Annotated in this window: 19 protein-coding genes, 1 rRNA gene and 1 other RNA gene; 20 read left to right on the top strand and 1 reads right to left on the bottom strand. The window is 33.6% G+C overall.

Annotated elements, in window-relative coordinates; all coding sequences use genetic code 11:
- The first annotated feature begins 20 nt into the window (after window positions 1-20).
- The 12 genes from spo0A to ssrA all read left to right on the top strand — a co-directional run bounded on the left by spo0A (window position 21) and on the right by ssrA (window position 11,952).
- A complete protein-coding gene (gene spo0A, locus EDD66_RS11855) occupies window positions 21-821 on the top strand; it encodes a sporulation transcription factor Spo0A (protein ID WP_123609806.1) in 801 nt (266 codons plus the stop codon).
- A gap of 181 nt (window positions 822-1,002) precedes the next feature.
- Window positions 1,003-2,439 carry a glycogen synthase GlgA gene (glgA, locus tag EDD66_RS11850; RefSeq protein ID WP_123609805.1) on the top strand — a complete coding sequence of 479 codons (1,437 nt, stop codon included), beginning with the start codon at window positions 1,003-1,005 and terminating at the stop codon, window positions 2,437-2,439.
- A gap of 143 nt (window positions 2,440-2,582) precedes the next feature.
- A complete protein-coding gene (locus tag EDD66_RS11845) occupies window positions 2,583-2,777 on the top strand; it encodes a hypothetical protein (protein WP_330511137.1) in 195 nt (64 codons plus the stop codon).
- Window positions 2,778-2,789: 12 nt separating this feature from the next.
- Window positions 2,790-3,092 carry a spore coat protein gene (locus EDD66_RS11840; RefSeq protein ID WP_330511135.1) on the top strand — a complete coding sequence of 101 codons (303 nt, stop codon included), beginning with the start codon at window positions 2,790-2,792 and terminating at the stop codon, window positions 3,090-3,092.
- A 286-nt stretch (window positions 3,093-3,378) separates the two neighbouring features.
- Window positions 3,379-4,392 (top strand): type I glyceraldehyde-3-phosphate dehydrogenase, encoded by a 1,014-nt coding sequence (gene gap, locus EDD66_RS11835; RefSeq protein WP_123609804.1) that lies wholly within the window; start codon window positions 3,379-3,381, stop codon window positions 4,390-4,392.
- Window positions 4,393-4,521: 129 nt separating this feature from the next.
- Window positions 4,522-5,718, top strand: coding sequence for a phosphoglycerate kinase (locus EDD66_RS11830; protein WP_123609803.1), 1,197 nt, complete (start codon window positions 4,522-4,524; stop codon window positions 5,716-5,718).
- A 98-nt stretch (window positions 5,719-5,816) separates the two neighbouring features.
- Window positions 5,817-6,563: a triose-phosphate isomerase gene (tpiA, locus tag EDD66_RS11825; RefSeq protein ID WP_123609802.1), complete on the top strand. Its 747-nt coding sequence runs from the start codon at window positions 5,817-5,819 to the stop codon at window positions 6,561-6,563.
- A 149-nt stretch (window positions 6,564-6,712) separates the two neighbouring features.
- Complete coding sequence (gene gpmI / locus EDD66_RS11820; protein WP_123609801.1) at window positions 6,713-8,257, top strand: 2,3-bisphosphoglycerate-independent phosphoglycerate mutase; 1,545 nt, start codon at window positions 6,713-6,715, stop codon at window positions 8,255-8,257.
- Window positions 8,258-8,318: 61 nt separating this feature from the next.
- Window positions 8,319-8,558 carry a preprotein translocase subunit SecG gene (gene secG / locus EDD66_RS11815; protein WP_123609800.1) on the top strand — a complete coding sequence of 80 codons (240 nt, stop codon included), beginning with the start codon at window positions 8,319-8,321 and terminating at the stop codon, window positions 8,556-8,558.
- A 186-nt stretch (window positions 8,559-8,744) separates the two neighbouring features.
- Window positions 8,745-10,889, top strand: coding sequence for a ribonuclease R (rnr, locus tag EDD66_RS11810; RefSeq protein ID WP_123609799.1), 2,145 nt, complete (start codon window positions 8,745-8,747; stop codon window positions 10,887-10,889).
- Window positions 10,890-10,914: 25 nt separating this feature from the next.
- A complete protein-coding gene (gene smpB, locus EDD66_RS11805; RefSeq protein ID WP_123609798.1) occupies window positions 10,915-11,382 on the top strand; it encodes an SsrA-binding protein SmpB in 468 nt (155 codons plus the stop codon).
- Between the two features lie 224 nt (window positions 11,383-11,606).
- Window positions 11,607-11,952, top strand: a transfer-messenger RNA (tmRNA) gene (ssrA, locus tag EDD66_RS11800).
- Between the two features lie 43 nt (window positions 11,953-11,995).
- Here ssrA and EDD66_RS11795 read toward each other — a convergent pair.
- Window positions 11,996-12,655 (bottom strand): YczE/YyaS/YitT family protein, encoded by a 660-nt coding sequence (locus tag EDD66_RS11795; RefSeq protein WP_123609797.1) that lies wholly within the window; start codon window positions 12,653-12,655, stop codon window positions 11,996-11,998.
- Window positions 12,656-12,907: 252 nt separating this feature from the next.
- Here EDD66_RS11795 and EDD66_RS11790 point away from each other — a divergent pair, with 252 nt between their 5' ends.
- From EDD66_RS11790 to EDD66_RS11755, 8 genes are all read left to right on the top strand, one after another.
- Entirely contained in the window at window positions 12,908-13,156 is a 249-nt protein-coding gene (locus tag EDD66_RS11790) for a hypothetical protein (protein WP_123609796.1), read from the top strand.
- Window positions 13,157-13,314: 158 nt separating this feature from the next.
- On the top strand, window positions 13,315-14,028 hold the full coding sequence (locus tag EDD66_RS11785; RefSeq protein WP_123609795.1) for a peptidylprolyl isomerase: 714 nt from the start codon (window positions 13,315-13,317) through the stop codon (window positions 14,026-14,028).
- Window positions 14,029-14,280: 252 nt separating this feature from the next.
- A complete protein-coding gene (locus EDD66_RS11780) occupies window positions 14,281-14,958 on the top strand; it encodes a response regulator transcription factor (RefSeq protein WP_123609794.1) in 678 nt (225 codons plus the stop codon).
- Window positions 14,955-16,520, top strand: coding sequence for a sensor histidine kinase (locus EDD66_RS11775; protein ID WP_123609793.1), 1,566 nt, complete (start codon window positions 14,955-14,957; stop codon window positions 16,518-16,520). Before EDD66_RS11780 ends, EDD66_RS11775 begins: the two co-directional genes overlap by 4 nt.
- 99 nt (window positions 16,521-16,619) lie before the next feature.
- On the top strand, window positions 16,620-17,345 hold the full coding sequence (locus EDD66_RS11770) for a hypothetical protein (RefSeq protein ID WP_123609792.1): 726 nt from the start codon (window positions 16,620-16,622) through the stop codon (window positions 17,343-17,345).
- 59 nt (window positions 17,346-17,404) lie between these two features.
- Window positions 17,405-17,767 carry a PH domain-containing protein gene (locus tag EDD66_RS11765; protein WP_123609791.1) on the top strand — a complete coding sequence of 121 codons (363 nt, stop codon included), beginning with the start codon at window positions 17,405-17,407 and terminating at the stop codon, window positions 17,765-17,767.
- Between the two features lie 174 nt (window positions 17,768-17,941).
- Complete coding sequence (locus EDD66_RS11760; protein ID WP_123609790.1) at window positions 17,942-18,616, top strand: hypothetical protein; 675 nt, start codon at window positions 17,942-17,944, stop codon at window positions 18,614-18,616.
- A gap of 675 nt (window positions 18,617-19,291) precedes the next feature.
- A 16S ribosomal RNA gene (locus EDD66_RS11755) occupies window positions 19,292-19,489 on the top strand; the annotation flags it as partial.

Below are 19,489 nucleotides of genomic sequence, written 5' to 3'. Positions count from 1 at the left end.
AAAAAATGGAGGAAATGATTATGGGAAAAATCAACGTGGCAATTGTTGATGACAATGAAAGAATGGTAAATTTATTGGAGGACATTCTTAAAGACGACAAAGACATTGAAGTAGTTGGTAAAGCTGATAATGGGATTGATGCTTTAACAATTATCAAAGAAAAAACACCAGATGTAGTACTTTTAGACATTATTATGCCTAAACTTGATGGATTAGGAGTAATGGAAAAAGTTCGCAAAAGCTCAGATTTGAAGAAAATCCCATCTTTTATCGTAATAACTGCCATAGGACAAGAAGGTATTACTGAAAATGCATTTATGCTTGGAGCAAGTTATTATATTATGAAACCATTTGATAACAACATGATTCTTTCTAGAATTAAACAGATTAAAGGCGATGTACATAACAAATTAATTGATAACCATAGAGTGAGTTCTTTTGAAAACAAAGCAAAATATATGGAGCAGAATTTAGAATCTGATGTAACTAATATTATTCATGAGATTGGTGTTCCTGCCCATATCAAAGGATATCAATATCTAAGAGATGCTATTATGATGTCCGTAAATGACAGTGAAATGTTAAATTCTATTACCAAGTTATTATATCCTTCAATTGCAAAAAGACATAAAACTACTCCAAGCAGAGTAGAAAGAGCAATCAGACATGCAATTGAAGTTGCATGGAGCAGAGGGAAAATGGATACAATCGATGATTTATTTGGATATACTGTTAGTAATGGTAAAGGGAAACCAACAAATTCAGAGTTCGTAGCTTTGATTGCTGACAAAATTCGCCTGGAATACAAGCTGAGAGCTTAATTTTCCTTGGTATTTTTATGTTACTTACCACTGTATAATGATTGATTAACATTAGTAAAGAATCATTCATATTTTTTGAATGAAGTTATACTTTTAATAAAGATAAAGTATAGTATAATTATATATAGAACAATATTATACTTATTAAAAATCACAAATTACAGTGGGAGGAACAAGATAAATGAAAAAGATTTTGTATGTTGCATCTGAATGTGTACCATTTATAAAAACAGGTGGATTAGCTGATGTTGTAGGTTCTTTACCAAAATATTTTGATAAAGAAGAATATGATGTAAGGGTTATGATTCCAAAATATGCTTCAATTCCTGATTCATATACAAGTCAAATGAATTATATTACACATTTTTATTTGGATCTTGCTTGGAGAAATCAATATGTTGGAATTATGGAAATGGAATATGACGGAATAAAATTTTATTTTATAGATAATGAATTCTATTTTTCAGGATGTACTCCTTATGGACAGATTTATGAAGATATTGAAAAATTTGCATTTTTTTCTAAAGCGGCTCTATCAGCACTTCCACTCATTGATTTTAGACCGGATATTATTCATTGCAATGATTGGCAGACAGGATTATTACCGGTATATCTGAAAGATATATTTTCTCAGGGTGAATTTTATCAAGGTATTAAGACTATAATGACAATTCACAATTTAAAATTTCAAGGGATCTGGGATTTAAAAACAGTAAAAGACATAACTGGTCTTTCTTCCTATTATTTCACGCCGGACAAATTGGAAGCGTATGGTGACGCCAACTATTTAAAAGGTGGGATTGTTTATGCCGATTTTATAACAACGGTCAGTAAAACTTATGCGGAAGAAATAAAGATGCCTTTTTATGGAGAAGGTCTTGACGGGCTGATTCAGGCCAGGGAGAATTCTTTAATGGGTATTACTAATGGAATTGATTATGATGAATATAATCCTGAGACGGATCCATTTATATACAGGAATTATAGTGCCAAAACATTCCGAAAAGAAAAGGGTAAGAACAAATTGGCACTTCAAAAGGAACTGGGAATCGGACAGGGTGATAAAAAGTTCATGATTGGTATTATATCAAGACTTACTGACCAAAAAGGACTTGATTTAATAGATTATGTAATTGAAGAAATTTGTTCAGAAGACACACAGTTAGTTGTATTGGGTACTGGGGAAGAAAAATACGAAAATTTATTTAGACATTTCGCTTGGAAATATAATGACAGAGTATCTGCAAATATATTTTATTCCAACGAAAGAGCTCATAAAATTTATGCGGCCTGTGATGCCTTTCTGATGCCGTCACTATTTGAACCATGTGGACTTAGCCAATTAATGAGTTTACGCTATGGAACCGTACCGATTGTTCGTGAAACTGGTGGATTAAAGGATACGATAGAACCTTTTAATCAGTATGAAAGTACGGGTACAGGCTTTTCATTTGCAAATTATAATGCCCATGAGATGTTAGCATCAATCCAATATGCAAAATCCATCTATTATAATAAAAAACGTGAATGGAATAAATTGATTGATCGTGGAATGGCTATGGATTATTCATGGAATAATTCGGCAGAAAAATACAAAGAATTATATGATCAGATTTAATAATATTTATAAGCAATTGGGATATTTATTAAAAAATTGTTATAGCTGAACTGTAACAAAAAATTACATAATAAGTATGAATAAGTTCCTCCATTATCTCTAATAATACTAGTGTATTATAGTGATAAAGGAGGAATTTTTTTATGAATAACGTGAGTAATATTAATGAAATGGAATTACAGAATCTTAGACATCTTATTTTAGCATGTGATACGGAAACCCAGAAATTTAATTGCTATGCACAGGATGCAACAGATCCGTATGTAAAACAATTTTTTCAAAAATCCGCTCAGTCATCAACAAAAAATAAACAACAATTAATGCAGTTTTTACAATAGGAGGAGAATGACATGCAAGATATGCAAGGATCACAAGGGATGCCAAAGGTTGCCGGAATGCAGGAAAAAGTTATGGTATCAGATGCTTTAAATGGAATTAATTCATGCCTGGTAAGATATAGCGAATATATTTCACAGACAGAGAACCAGCAATTACGACAAACATTACAGCAAATCCGTAATGAAGCCGAAACATCCCAGTATGAATTATTTACGCTAGCGAAGAGCAAATCTTATTATCAGCCGGCTCAAAAGGCAACTCAGGACGAAATTATGAATGTAAAAACACTTGCTAGTAATTCAGGAGCAAAATAAGTAGAATAATAGAATAAAAAGGGTTGTTGCAAATTACAATTTAGACATTTTGCAGCACCCTTTTTTATTAAATTATAAACTTTAAATGATGCACAAAAAAAATACCAAAGTTTCGTATTATATGCACAATGTATATAAAATGATAAATTTATGCAAATCATATAAAATTTAACTTGAAATTTAAGATCATATTATGTAAAATGGGACTAAGGGTTTGGTAAAATATTATCAATCCAAGGAAACTAAGGATTTAGAATAATAAAATAACTTTTAGGAGGAATTATTCATGGCAGTAAAAGTAGCAATCAATGGTTTTGGACGTATAGGACGTCTTGCATTTAGACAAATGTTTGGTGCTGAAGGATACGAAATAGTAGCAATCAACGATTTAACTAATCCAAAAATGTTAGCACATTTGTTAAAATATGATTCAGCACAAGGTAGATATGCTTTAGCTGATAAAGTAGAAGCAAAAGAAGATTCTATCGTTGTTGACGGTAAAGAAATCAAAATCTATGCTGAAAGAAATGCAGCTGATCTTCCATGGGGAGCAATCGGTGTTGACGTAGTACTTGAATGTACTGGTTTCTACGTATCAAAAGCAAAATCTCAAGCACATATCGATGCAGGTGCTAAGAAAGTTGTTATCTCTGCTCCAGCTGGAAATGATCTTCCAACAGTAGTATTCAGCGTTAATGAAAACATTTTAAAAGCAGAGGATACAATTATTTCTGCAGCTTCTTGTACAACAAACTGTTTAGCTCCAATGGCTGATACATTAAATAAATTAGCTCCAATCCAAAAAGGATTTATGACTACAATTCATGCTTACACAGGTGATCAAATGACTTTAGATGGTCCTCATCCAAAGGGAGACTTAAGAAGAGCTCGTGCAGCAGCAGCAAATATCGTTCCTAACTCAACTGGCGCAGCAAAAGCAATTGGTCTTGTTGTTCCAGAATTAGCTGGTAAGTTAGATGGCGCAGCTCAAAGAGTTCCAGTTCCAACTGGTTCAACTACGGAATTAGTAGCAGTTGTTGAAGGCAATGTAACTGCAGCTGATATAAATGCAGCTATGAAAGCAGCTTCATCAGCTTCATTTGGTTATACTGAAGAAGAATTAGTATCATCAGATATCATTGGTATTAGTTATGGTTCATTATTTGATGCAACTCAAACAAAAGTTACTCCACTTGAAGATGGAAAAACATTAGTTAAAGTTGTTTCCTGGTATGATAATGAAAATTCATACACTAGCCAAATGGTTAGAACAATCAAATATTTTGCTGAATTAGCATAAGCAGGTTTTATCATTTAATAAAATATAAGATCCTATATGGGTCCGGTCTTGTAGGTTAGACTATAGGACCGGACCTTTATAGTGTCTTTAAAATCTTAAATATGTTTGAAGTTGAAAGGAGTTACACATATGTTAAATAAAAAATCAGTTGATGATATCAACGTAAAAGGGAAAAGAGTATTAGTTCGTTGTGATTTTAATGTTCCATTACAAGAAGGAAAAATTACAGATGAAAATCGTCTTGTATCTGCACTTCCTACAATTAAAAAATTAATTAAAGATGGCGGTAAAGTAATTCTTTGCTCTCATCTTGGCAAACCAAAGGGAGAACCAAAACCAGAATTATCATTAGCTCCAGTTGCAGTAAGATTAACAGAATTACTAGGACAACCGGTTAAATTTGCTGCAGATGCGACAGTAGTTGGTGAAAATGCAAAAGCTGCCGTAGCATCTATGAAAGATGGAGATGTAGTACTTCTTGAAAACACTCGTTACAGAATAGAAGAAACAAAAAATGTTGATATATTTAGCGAAGAATTAGCTTCTTTAGCTGATGTATTTGTAAATGATGCATTTGGTACAGCACATAGAGCACATTGTTCAAACGTTGGTGTAACTAAATATGTTGAGACAGCAGTAGTCGGCTATTTAATGCAAAAAGAAATTGATTTCCTCGGTAATGCAGTGAATAATCCTAAGAGACCATTCGTAGCGATTCTTGGTGGATCAAAAGTTTCTTCTAAGATTTCTGTTATTGATAATCTTCTTGATAAAGTAGATACTCTTATCATAGGTGGTGGTATGGCGTTTACTTTCTTTGCAGCAAAAGGCGAGAAAATCGGTAATTCACTTGTGGAAGAAGATTACAAACAATATGCATTAGACATGCTTAAAAAAGCAGAAGAAAAGAATGTCAAATTATTAATTCCGGTTGATACAGTAGCTGCAGATGCTTTCTCAAACGATGCAAGCATTAAAGTTGTATCAAATGAAGAAGGAATTGATGATGGCTGGATGGGACTTGATATTGGACCAAAAACTCAGGAATTATTTGCAAATGCAGTGAAAGACGCAAAGACAGTTGTATGGAACGGACCAATGGGATGTTTCGAAATGTCTAACTTTGCAGCCGGTACAGTAGCAGTAGCTAAGGCTATGGCTGATATTGATGCGACTACGATCATCGGTGGTGGTGATTCAGCAGCAGCAGTGAACCAATTAGGTTTCGGAGACAAGATGACACATATTTCAACTGGCGGTGGAGCTTCTCTTGAATTCCTGGAAGGAAAAGAACTTCCTGGTGTTGCTGCAGCAAACGATAAATAAATACTATTTAAATTTTAAATGAAACTGTAAAATATATAACAGGGATTATGGTTAAGCATATTTATGTAAATCATAGTCTCTTGACCTGGAGGAAAACAATGCGTAGAAAAATTATAGCTGGAAACTGGAAGATGAATAAAACTCCTAGTGAGACCATAAAATTAATCAATGAATTAAAACCATTAGTAGCTACAGAAGATGCAGATGTAGTATTTTGTGTACCTGCAATTTCTTTAGTTATTGCGGTAGAAGCAGCCAAAGGATCTAATATTGAGATTGGCGCAGAGAATATGTACTTTGAAGAAAGTGGCGCATTTACAGGAGAAATCGCTCCTAATATGTTAACTGATATTGGGGTAAAATATGTTATTATCGGTCACTCTGAAAGAAGAGAATATTTTGGAGAAACAGATGAAACAGTAAATAAAAAAGTGTTAAAAGCTTTTGAACATGGAATTACTCCAATTGTTTGCTGTGGTGAATCTTTAACTCAAAGAGAACAAGGAATTACAATTGATTGGATTCGTCAGCAAATTAAGGTTGCATTCTTAAATGTTACTGCAGAACAAGCTAAAAAAGCAGTGATCGCATATGAACCAATATGGGCAATTGGAACTGGTAAAGTAGCTACTTCTGCTCAAGCTCAAGAAGTTTGTGCGGCAATTCGTGTTTGTATCGGTGAAATTTATGATGAGGCAACTGCACAGGCAATCCGTATCCAATACGGTGGAAGTGTAACTGCAGACAGTGCAGCAGAATTATTTGCGCAGCCAGATATTGATGGTGGATTAGTTGGTGGAGCCAGCTTAAAACCTGATTTTGGTAAAATCGTAAATTATAAATAGGATAAATCAAGGCATTCAACCGGTTAGAATATGGTTCACATATTCTTTCCGGTTACCTTTATTAAGATGAACAATTTTAATTGAGGTTTTGTGGGAGACCACGTATTACCGAAAGATTAACTAACTACAATAAAGAAGGAGCAATTAGTATGAATAAAAAACCTACACTATTAATGATATTAGATGGTTATGGATTAAATGATAGAACAGAGGGCAATGCAGTTACATCTGCCAATACACCTGTTCTTAATAAATTAAAATTAGATTATCCATTTGTGAAAGGATATGCAAGCGGACTGGCTGTTGGTCTCCCTGATGGACAGATGGGTAATTCTGAAGTTGGACATCTCAATATGGGAGCAGGAAGAATTATTTATCAAGAATTAACAAGGATAACAAAAGAAATTAACGATGGAGATTTCTTTCATAATGAAGCACTTTTAAAAGCAATGGATCATTGCCTGAGCAATAAATCAGACTTACATTTATATGGTCTGCTTTCAGATGGTGGTGTTCATAGTCATAACACTCATCTTTATGCATTACTTGAACTGGCTAAGAAAAAAGGCCTTAAAAATGTATTCGTTCATGTATTTTTAGATGGTCGTGATACAGCACCCACTTCAGGAAAAAGTTTTGTAGAAGAGCTGGTTGCAAAAATGAATGAAATTGGTGTGGGCAGGATTGCGACAGTTATGGGCCGCTACTATGTAATGGACCGTGATAATAGATGGGACAGAGTCGAGAAAGCATATAATGCAATGGTACTGGGTGAAGGTGAGAAAGCAAGTTCTCCAATCGTGGCAGTACAGGAATCTTATGATTCAGGTAAGAATGATGAATTTGTTGTTCCAACTGTTATTCTGGATGGAGATAAACCAACAGCAACAATAAAAGAAAACGATTCTGTAATTTTCTTTAATTTTAGACCGGACAGAGCAAGAGAAATTACCAGAGCATTCTGTGATGAATCTTTTGATGGCTTTCCTCGTCAAAAAGGATTTTTAAAACTTGCTTATGTATGCTTTACAGAATATGATACTACCATTACAAACAAAATAGTTGCCTTCCATAAGGTTGCAATTACGAATACCCTGGGTGAATTTCTTGCTGCGAATGGAAAAACTCAGGCAAGAATTGCTGAAACTGAAAAATATGCCCATGTTACATTCTTCTTTAACGGAGGTAACGAGGTTCCAAATGTAGGAGAAGACAGAATATTAGTAAATTCTCCAAAAGTTGCGACTTATGATCTACAGCCAGAGATGAGTGCTTATGAAGTAGCCGATAAAGTAACAGAAGCTATCAGATCAGATAAATATGATGTGATCGTTGTAAACTTTGCAAATCCTGATATGGTTGGACATACAGGCATTGAGGATGCAGCTAAGAAAGCAGTGGAAGCAGTAGATAAATGTGTGGGCCAGATCTATAATGAAATATTAAATACCAATGGTCAAATGTTTATCTGTGCAGATCATGGGAATGCAGAACAATTAGTGGATTACAACACTGGAGACCCATTTACAGCACATACCACAAACCCTGTTCCATTTATCTTGGTAAACTATGATAAGGATTATACACTAAGAGATGGTGGATGCCTTGCAGATATAGCTCCTACATTAATTGAGATGATGGGCATGAAGCAACCGGCTGAAATGACAGGTAAATCTCTTTTGATCAAAAAATAAATAGTTGAAATATAGGTAATAATATGGTAACATCAATATGTTAAGCATTGGAGGTGTAAATATGGCAGCGTTAAGAATAGCAGTCACAATTATATACGTAATTATGTGTATCGCTTTAACAGTAATTGTATTAATGCAAGAAGGTAAATCAGCAGGACTAACAGGTTCAATCAGTGGAGTTGCAGATACTTATTGGGGCAAGAATAAAGGACGTTCTATGGAAGGTGCTTTAGAAAAAGGTACCAAGTACTTAGCAATTGGATTTATTTTAATCTCAATACTACTTAATTTAAACTGGTAAGACAAGCAAAACACCCTTGTAAGAAGGGTGTTTTTTTATGGAAACAAGGGTTTCTTTATTTTGGAATTAAAACAAAATTCAGGAAAATATAATTAAGGAATAAAATATTCCATTTTTAATGATATATATTTTATGTGAATTAGTTTATAATATAAAGAGGAACATTTCTTTGAAAGGGGTGTAAAAATGAACCAGCAAACATTAGAAGAAAAAAAGCAAATATTATTTGATTTTATAAATAGTGATCAATATGAACCATTAAAATTTAAAGAGATAGCTATGGTCTTACAAGTGCCCAAAAATGAAAAAGACGAATTAAGAATGGTATTGGAAAGTCTTATTTTTGAGGGTAAAATAACAGTTGATAATAAGGGGAAATATAGCATTATAGAAAGTAATATTAAAGTTGGCACATTTTCAGGGACTCAAAGGGGATTTGGTTTTGTGATAATCGAAGGAGAACCAGAGGATATCTTTATTCCGGCGAATGAAACAAAAGGAGCAATGCATGGAGACACTGTTCAGATTAAAATAAGCAAGGAACAGACGGGAAAACGTGTTGAAGGAGAAGTGTTAACTATTCTTGAGAGAAATAATGCCAGAATTGTTGGTACTTTTCAAAAGAGTAATAATTTTGGGTTTGTAATACCGGATAACCAAAAGTTTTCAAAAGATATCTTTATACCAAAAGAACATACCAAAGGTGCCGTTACAGGCCATAAAGTTGTTGTTGATATTACAAATTACGGAAATGCCGAAAAGAACCCAGAAGGCAGGATTAAAGAGATTTTAGGCCATATCAATGATCCCGGAGTAGATATCATGTCTATTATAATGGCAAATAATCTGCCTCTTGAATTTCCGGAAGGAGTGCTTCATCAGATCGAGAATATTCCGGAAGAGGTGGATACAAAGGATCTTGCAGGTCGAATGGATATTAGAAATTTACAGACAGTGACCATAGACGGAGAAGATGCCAAGGACTTGGATGATGCAATTACCATATCAAAAAAAGATGATATTTACACTCTTGGTGTCCACATTGCAGATGTGACTAATTATGTAAAAGAGGGCTCACCTTTAGACGTGGAAGCGCTAAAGAGAGGTACCAGTGTATATTTGGTAGATCGGGTAATTCCTATGTTACCTCATAAATTATCCAACGGTATCTGTTCTCTGAATGCCGGCGTGGATCGTCTGGCATTAAGTTGTTTTATGGATATTGATGCAAAAGGAAATGTTGTGGGACATAAACTCTCTGAGACAGTAATTAATGTTGACCAAAGAATGAGCTATACAAGTGTAAAGAAGATTCTTGAGGATAGAGATGAAGCTGAGATAAAAGAATATGAGGCATTTGTTCCTATGTTTGAGCTAATGCTAGAACTGGCCAATATTTTAAGAGAAAAGAGACGAAAAAGGGGTTCTATTGATTTTGATTTTCCTGAAAGTAAAATTTCCCTTGATAAAAATGGGAAACCAATTGAAATTAAACCATATGAAAGAAATAAAGCAACAAAGATTATAGAAGATTTTATGTTAATTGCCAACGAAACGGTGGCAGAAGATTTCTTCTGGCAGGAGTTGCCGTTTGTATATCGGACTCATGAAACTCCGGACCCTGAAAAGATAGAAAAACTTGGTATTTTTATTAATAATTTTGGCTATACGATTAAGATTGGTCAGGATGAGATTCATCCAAAAGAATTACAAAAATTATTGGCTAAAATAGAAGATACTCCAGAAGAACCTTTAATTAGCAGACTTACGCTAAGATCTATGAAACAGGCAAAATACACAACAAATTGTGAAGGGCATTTTGGTTTATCTGCAAAATATTATTGCCATTTCACGTCTCCTATACGAAGATATCCGGATTTACAGATTCATCGAATCATTAAAGAAAACTTAAAAGGTGGACTAGGGGAAAAGAGAGTAAAACATTATGAAAAGATCTTAAATGATGTTGCAAGGCAATGCAGTATCACTGAAAGGCGTGCAGATGAATCGGAAAGAGAAGTTGAAAAATTAAAGAAAGTAGAGTATATGCAGCAATTTATCGGGGAAACATTTGAAGGAGTGATTTCAGGCATCACATCCTGGGGTATGTATGTGGAATTACCCAATACAGTAGAGGGTATGGTTCGTGTAGCAGATTTGCAGGATGATTATTATATCTATGATGAAGCCGGATATATGATGATTGGGGAACATACGAAAAAGACGTATAAACTGGGGCAAAAAGTCACGGTAGAAGTAATAGGTGCGGATAAACTGCAAAGAACCATAGATTTTGATTTTGTGGATGTTATAGAATCCACCGAAAATTAGGCAAGATTTATTTGGAGGGATAAGGATGTCAAAGGATAGTATTAAAATGATTGCCAATAATAAAAAGGCAAGATTTGATTTTTTTATTGAAGATACATTTGAAGCTGGAATTGTATTGCACGGAACAGAGGTAAAATCCCTTAGAATGGGTAAATGTAGTATTAAAGAATCTTTTATCCGTCCTGAAAAGGGAGAATTATATGTGTATAATATGCATATCAGTCCATATGAAAAAGGTAATATATTTAATAAAGATCCCCTTAGAATAAAAAAACTTCTGCTTCATAAATTTGAAATTAATAAGATTATGGGGCAGATGGCTCAGAAGGGGTATACCCTTGTACCTTTAATGGTATATTTTAAAGGTAGTCTGGTAAAAGTAGAGATTGGTCTGGCAAGAGGTAAGAAGCTTTATGATAAACGCCAGGATATTGCCAAGAAAGATCAAAGACGAGAAGCGGAGAAAGATTTTAAAGTAAAGAATCTCTATTAATTATTTGAACACGATTTGAACGAAACAAAATAGAAGTCACAGCAAAAGGGTTCAAAAAAATTAAGATTATAAAATATTGATTATCAAATGTAATTCAATATTTTTATAGTTAAATTTCAAATTGTAAAAAATTTACGGTTTTAAATTATGAATTTGAGTTGACAAAAACCCAATATAGATTTATTATAATAACACGTCTGTTATCCACTCAACCAAAATGATACGGGGTTGTACTGGTTTCGACGGGGGTTTAGAAATTGTGGAAGCCATCTGTGGACTAGGACCACATAAAAACTTAGAATTAAATATAAACGCAGACGAAAATTTAGCGTACGCTGCCTAGTGGCAGCTGTCGACCTTAAGCTTCTTGCGGCTTAAGACCTCGGCATCAAATTAGCAAGGCACTTTATTTTCAAAGCTTTGAGGAAATAAAAGAACTTATGAAGCTACTGAAATCTTAAGCCTGTCATTAGGCGTAAGATAGAGGGAATGTCAAAATAATGACTGTGATGGGAGATGCCGCAATGGATGGGCTTTCGGACAGGGGTTCGATTCCCCTCAGCTCCATTGTTTTCCAGAACTGCTGGAAATGCTGATTTTAAAGCTCTATTACTTATAAAGTAGTAGAGCTTTTTTTGTGCAGCATTTGATATGTCTGGTTCAGGGTCTCGTGATTTACCTTTGTTGGATCAAATTTAACTAATTTAAAAGTCTTCTGAACGCAAAATCCTATCACAAATGCAGAGATAATTGTTCCAATACCGATCATACCTCCAAGTCTCCACCCGATCAATACTGCTAAAAGTTCAATTGTTCCACGACAGATACCCACAGATAATCCTGTTTTACGGGTAAGGGCGACCATCAAACTATCTCTTGGACCGGCTCCAAACCCAGATCCTATGTAAAAATAGGAAGCGAACGCGATGATGAATAAACCAATAATGATCATTATAGTGCCCAATAGGAGATTACCTGCTATAGGTATTATGTTGAGCGCAAGAAGCATATCCAGGAATACGCCAATTAACACCATGTTTAAAATTGTGCCAAGACCTAGTTTTTCACCAAGCAGTACGGTTATTAATCCGATAATAATCCCAGTTGTTATAGAGGCAGTTCCGATACTTATCCCCGTCATTTTTCCGATTCCAACATGGAAAGCGTCCCATGGTGCATATCCCAGTTGCGCATTCATTGTAACAACGATTCCAAGTGCATATAGAAAAAGCCCTAATATTAAACGTAATAGACGAATAAAAAAATATTTCACAATAATGTTTCCTTTCTAAACTGCATGATTTAATAATCGTGATCTTTTCTGTGATAATTAAGTAATATTATAAGATGGATGCAACAATTATTTCTATTATAGTAGGATTAATAATAAAGTCAATCTTTCCTATCTAAATTAAAAGAATTAAAATTTTTATGCAGAGCAGAATGCTTCTGGTTATGACTAATTAACTGGAATATATTTCATAATATTGCTATAATAATAGAAAAAACTTCTGGAGGTGATATAATGTTTGAAATAACAGCAGTTCTGGTAATAATTATTCTTATAGCAGGGCCACTTATTATTTGGGGGAGAATGATTGGAACTCCAGGGAAAAATAAAGAGATGAGGACTAAAATTATAGAAGAAAAAGTCATATCTATAGGCGGAAAGATAGTAAATATAGAATTAAAGAAAAAAGAAGACTACCCTTATAATGAATCATTTTCTGATGATTGTTTATCATATAAGCCATGTAAATTCTCTGCATGGTAACCTAAGGAAGAGGGGGAGGTAATGAGTAACTATGTTGTATTGGCAAGGTTTAACGAAGAATTTATTGGATAAATAATAAAAAGTAGTATTTTTCTTCCTTGAAAAGAAAAAACCTATGTGCTAAGATATTATCAATTAATGATTTGGAGGAAGAAAAGATGAAGAAACATATTATTATAATGGTTTTACTATTAACATGTGTGGCCCTTTTCGCTGGATGTGGTAAGAAAAAAGAAGAACCAGTAAAGCCTGAAGTAAAAGATCTCAATGGCTCAGGAGTTCAATTTGAGGAACCAAAAAAAGGTGAAACAGTTGCTGAATTAGTCGTAAAAGATTATGGCTCAATTTATGTGAAATTTTTTAAAGACGTCGCACCGAAAGCAGTAGAAAACTTTACAACCCATGCAAAGGACGGGTATTATGACGGACTTACTTTTCATAGAGTAATGGATCAATTTATGATACAAGGTGGAGACCCTACAGGAACAGGAATGGCAGGAGAAAGTATCTGGGGCAGCGAATTTGAAGATGAATTCTCAGATGATTTGTTCCCATATAGAGGTGCATTATGTATGGCGAATGCAGGACCAGGAACCAATGGAAGTCAGTTTTTCCTCGTACAGGCAGGACCTGTGCAAGAAGAATTATTAACTCAGTTAGAAACGGAATATAAGATTATAATCCCTGATGAGGCCAGAATGAATTATCTTCAGGTTGGTGGTACCCCATGGCTTCATAATGCACATACTGTATTTGGACAAATGTATGCTGGGTACGATGTGATGGATAAGATTGCAGCAACTGAAACTGACGCAAATAATAAACCATTGAAAGATGTAATTATTGAAAAAATTAATATTACTGAATATTGATTGAATCATTTTATTATGATATCTAAGAAGGCTCTGCAAACTTTGAAATTTTCTTCAAAGTTTGCAAAGCTTTCTTTTTTGTTAATTTACGAATAACAAATTTAAAATTCATTTTAATCGCATACTAAATAGATGATCTGAGTTCTCTCAATATCGATATAAAAAGACATAGATTTTTCATAATTTATTGATATAATAGAAAAAAATAGCATGTATTAGATTTCACTTTATAAAATTTGGAGGCATAGATATATGGATAAGCTGAAAATATTAGTCGTTGATGATGAGAGTAGAATGAGAAAACTGGTAAGTGATTTTTTAATCCGTAAAAATTTCGATGTTTTAGAGGCAGAAAATGGTGAAGAGGCAGTAGATATATTTTTCAAAGAGAAAGAAATTAAACTGATTATTCTGGATGTAATGATGCCCAAGATGGATGGATGGCAAGTATGCAGAGAAATCAGGCAGTTTTCTAAAGTGCCAATCATTATGCTTACTGCCAAAGGGGATGAAAAAGATGAATTACTTGGATTTGAGCTAGGAGTAGATGAATATATAACAAAGCCTTTCAGCCCTAAAATTTTAGTGGCCAGAGTAGAAGCAATTCTAAGAAGATCAAATGTATTGGATGAAGATATTGTCGAAATAGGAGGCATATTGTTAGATAAAGCTGCTCATCAGGTAAAAATTGATAATGTGAATATTGATCTGAGTTATAAAGAATTTGAATTATTATCTTATTTTGTAGTCAATCAGGGAGTTGCTCTTTCCAGGGAAAAAATCCTTAATAATGTATGGAATTATGATTATTTTGGTGATGCAAGGACAATTGATACCCACGTTAAGAAACTTAGGAGTAAAATGGGCGAAAAAGGAAATTACATTAAGACAATCTGGGGAATGGGTTATAAGTTTGAGGTGGATGTATGACATTTTTTAAAGATAAACTATGGAAAACGTCAATTAAATATAAACTGGTAGTAGCTTCTACTCTATTTATAGCTCTTACTGTTTTTTTATGCTGGGTGGTTTTTAAAAATTTCTTGATTTTTTATTATGAATATTCAAGGACAGAACTGTTAGGAAATACTTATAAACAGATTAATTCTATTTATAATTCAGATATATTTGATTTAGAAAGCAGCTTTACAAATCCCAATATCAGAGAAGATGTGGCATTGGCTTTTGAAAGGCTTAGTACGAATAAGAATATAAGTTTATATATATTTGATATTTACTATAATGAGCCTAATATTTTTTTGAAAGTTAGTTATCCCCCATCTAAGTCATTGACCAATAACCAAAGAGAAATCCTTAGTTCGAGAGTAAATGAATACTATACGGATGACAGTGATAATCAAAAGAAGAAGAACCTTTTAAGATCATCCGAAAAATTTAATATTTATCGTGTATATGATAATCGTATGAATTCTCAATATATTGAGTTGTTTGGCAGTTTAGATAACGATTCAACAATATATCTGCGGACAAATTTAGAAAGTATGCAGGAGAGTGTAAATATTGCAAATAAATTTTTGGGATTTGTTGGACTTTTTGCTTCCTTTGTTGGCATTATCATTATGTATTTTATTAGCAGGTCATTCACAAAGCCGATTCTTGATCTTTCAGATATTGCAAAAAGAATGTCTAATTTAGACTTTGAGGCGAAATATAAAGTAAATACTGTAGATGAGATAGGTACCTTAGGTACTAGTATTAACAGTTTGTCTGAAAAATTGGAAAAAACCATATCTGAATTAAAAGGTGCTAATAATGAGTTGCAGACAGATATCCAGAAGAAGATTGAAGTGGATGAGATGAGAAAAGAATTCTTATCGAATGTATCCCATGAACTTAAGACTCCTATTGCTTTAATTCAAGGATATGCAGAAGGACTAAAAGAGAATGTAAATGAAGATGAAGCAAGCCGGGATTTTTACTGTGAAGTTATTATTGATGAAGCGGATAAGATGAATCATATGGTAAAGAAACTCTTAACTCTGAATCAAATTGAATTTGGTAACAACCAGCTTAATATTGAACGCTTTAATATTATTGAAGTTCTTGAATCGGTCATTGTATCTACTGATATATTATTTAAGCAAAAGAAGGTTAAATTAGAATTTGATAAAACAGAACCTGTCTATGTGTGGGCTGATGAATATATGGCCGAAGAAGTAATAACAAACTATATAAGTAATGCACTTAATCATGTGTCAGGAGCAAATATTATTAAATTAAATGTAGTTAAAAAAGAAGGTACGGTAAGAGTTTCAATTTTTAACACGGGCAACAATATCCCGGAAGATGAGATTGATAATATATGGGTTAAATTCTACAAAGTCGACAAGGCAAGAACAAGGGAATATGGAGGCAGCGGAATCGGTCTGTCTATTGTCAAAGCCATTATGACATCAATGAATCAGGAATGTGGAGTAATAAACCATGAGGATGGGGTGGAATTCTGGTTTGAGTTAGATGCCAATATATAAAGGATAAGGTCAATAGTATAAAATAAGGATTGCCCATTTATCAGATTAGTGATAAAATAATTATAATAGTGTAATATAAATGGGTGGAGGGAATATATATTGAAGAAGAATATGCTTGCAATGGTAATTATCCTTGCTTTTACTTTAACTGGCTGTAATAATTTGAACAATAATATATCTGATCAAGATTATAATGCTATAGCAGATTATATGGCTTCAATGATATTAAAATATGATAGGTCTTATGATGAGAAGTTAATCGCACCGGCTATAATAGCAGAAGCAGCCTCTAAAGCAGAGAAAACTTCTGATTTGAATGAAGGTGACACAAAAAAAGATTCTTCTACTGGTATTAGTGAGAATGAAGGAAATTCATCAGGCAATGCCAAAGATTCAAAAGAAGCTGAAGACTATAAAGAACTAGTGGAAGTAATAGGGTATAAAAATTTGGATATTCAATATGCCAACTACAAGTTGTACGATAGTTTTCCGGATAAGAAAGATGAAGAGTACTTTACTCTAGAGGCAGGAAATAATAAAAAGTTATGTGTTGTTCAATTTAATATTAAGAATAAGACTTCTAAAGGAACGAAGTTTAATCTACTTAATAAAGAAATCAAATATCAATTAGTGGCAGATTCAAATACATATACCCCACTTTTAACTTTATTGGTAAATGATATGCAATTTATTGATATTTCCATTCAGGGAGAAAAAAGTGAAAAAGGATATTTGGTATTTGAGGTGCCTAAAGATATTCAATTGGATAAAGTGAATCTTTTGGTATCAAGGGATTCTTTAAAGTCTTCTATTGAGCTGAAATAGGGTAAGAGCAGCCGATATAAACTTTTAAAAAGTAGATGAACTTGATAAAGGAGTTAAATATGACTTATATAGAAAAAAAGAGATCAATTTTATTTGGGTTACCTTTATATTTTACGACCTATACAATAAATGAAAATAAATTAACGATACAAAGCGGATTTTTGACGATAACAGAAGATGATGCTTATATGTATAAAATACAAGATGTAAGATTAACAAGAGGTTTCTTTGAAAGAATATTTGGTCTTGGTACGATTATCTGTTACACTGGGGACACTACACATCCGGAACTTAGAATTACCAGAGTCAAACATTCAGTCGATATTAAAGATTATATACTTTTAGCTTCAGAAGAAGCCCGAAGGAAGAGAAGAACAATACATAGTCTCGATATTGATGCGAATGAAACAACTGAGGAATAAAAACGAATATAGCAATGTAATAATTATAGAAAGTCTTTAGGTAAGAAAATGTATTTCTTGCCTAAAGACTTTATTTTATATGGAAATTTGCAGGAGAAGGTTTTTTAAATGGAATAACTTTATTGTAAAATGCCTAAGTGTAGGATTATAAATATTAAATAATGGAGGCAAAGTATGAAAAGCATTAGTTTAAAAAAGGTATGTTGGGTTACACTTATATTAGTGTTTGCGTTGCTATACGCTCCAATCAGTCTAAAAGTGAGAGCGGCAGAAACGAAAGAAATAAAGGTAAGTGTAGTGGATGATATATCTTTATCTACAGTTACACGAGGAGAAAGTAGTACAGATTATAATACGGTGTATAGTTTTACCCTTGATAAAACGGCAATCGTGAAAGTTTCAGCAGAACAAAGTTTTTATCCCTCTGCTGGATCAGCAGGAGTAGGTTGTGGGGTATATACAGATTCTCCAGGTACAGCATTAGTGAAAAACGGTGAATTAGGTAAACTTTATGAACCAACTACGATTACTACATGGTTAGAAGCAGGTACATATTTTATTGTTTTTAAAGTAACTGATGCAGATTGTAATAAAAATGAAAATGGTGTTACCAGTGTAGGAATATATGCTGAATATATTGACCGTACTGCTACTGGCAATACGAGCTACGTAAAGGCAGCAAAATCAAAAGTATATGTTGTATATAATGGAAAAACATATTCAGCAACTGCAAATTCTAAAGGAAGCTTTTCTATAAAAACAGCGAAATTAACAAAAGGGAAAAAGATTACGGCTTACGCAGTAAAATCAGGAGTAAAATCTAAGACAAGTAGTGTAAAAGTAAAATAAACAAAGAATATCATAGAGAGGTTGCCACATATTACTGTATATGGGACAACCTCTTGATTTGAAATCTATGAAAATGAATGAACTGCTGTATCTGGAACCATATGCATGGTGACGTGAGGGGGCAGCAGGTAAAATTATTAAAACATTGTATTGACAATTTTCCAGAAGAACTATATAATAAATATCACCATTCGGCAATTGGTTTAAATAAATATATTAATTAAAAAATTAAAAAAATTGTTGACTTGTGATGTCGAATGTGATATGATATAAAAGTTGTCAGCGACGGGCTGAAAACAGTGAACATTGATAACTAAACAGTGAAACAACCCTGAAAATTCTAAAAAGACAAAGCCTCCGGGCTGAGTTAAAAATGAATTTCAGTAATTGAATTTATTCAATACGAACCGTGTTCAATGAAAATTGGACACAACCTAAAAACAGTAAACTTTAGTGAGAACTAAAGGAAACGGAAAAATTAGCTAACGTTAATTTTGAAGTTAAGATTAAACTAACAAGAGTTGATTTGCTTGTGGTCAAAATCACAGAAAACTCGGGAACAAGTTCCCTCGTTATCCGCGATTTCGCCCTTATACATGAATAGCCAAATGTGCTTATGAAAGTAAACTTTCAATGCACATCTGTCAATCCATTACAAGCAAAAGTCTAACGCTTAAATTTGAGAGTTTGATCCTGGCTCAGGATGAACGCTGGCGGCGTGCTTAACACATGCAAGTCGAACGAAGCAATGAGACGGAAGCCTTCGGGTGGAAGTTTCATTGACTTAGTGGCGGACGGGTGAGTAACGCGTGGGTAACCTGCCTCATACAGGGGGATAACAGTTGGAAACGACTGCTAAGACCGCATAAGCCT

The sequence above is a fragment of the Mobilisporobacter senegalensis genome (assembly GCF_003752155.1).
Lineage (GTDB): Bacteria > Bacillota > Clostridia > Lachnospirales > Lachnospiraceae > Mobilisporobacter > Mobilisporobacter senegalensis.
This window is presented reverse-complemented; position numbering and strand designations above follow the sequence as displayed.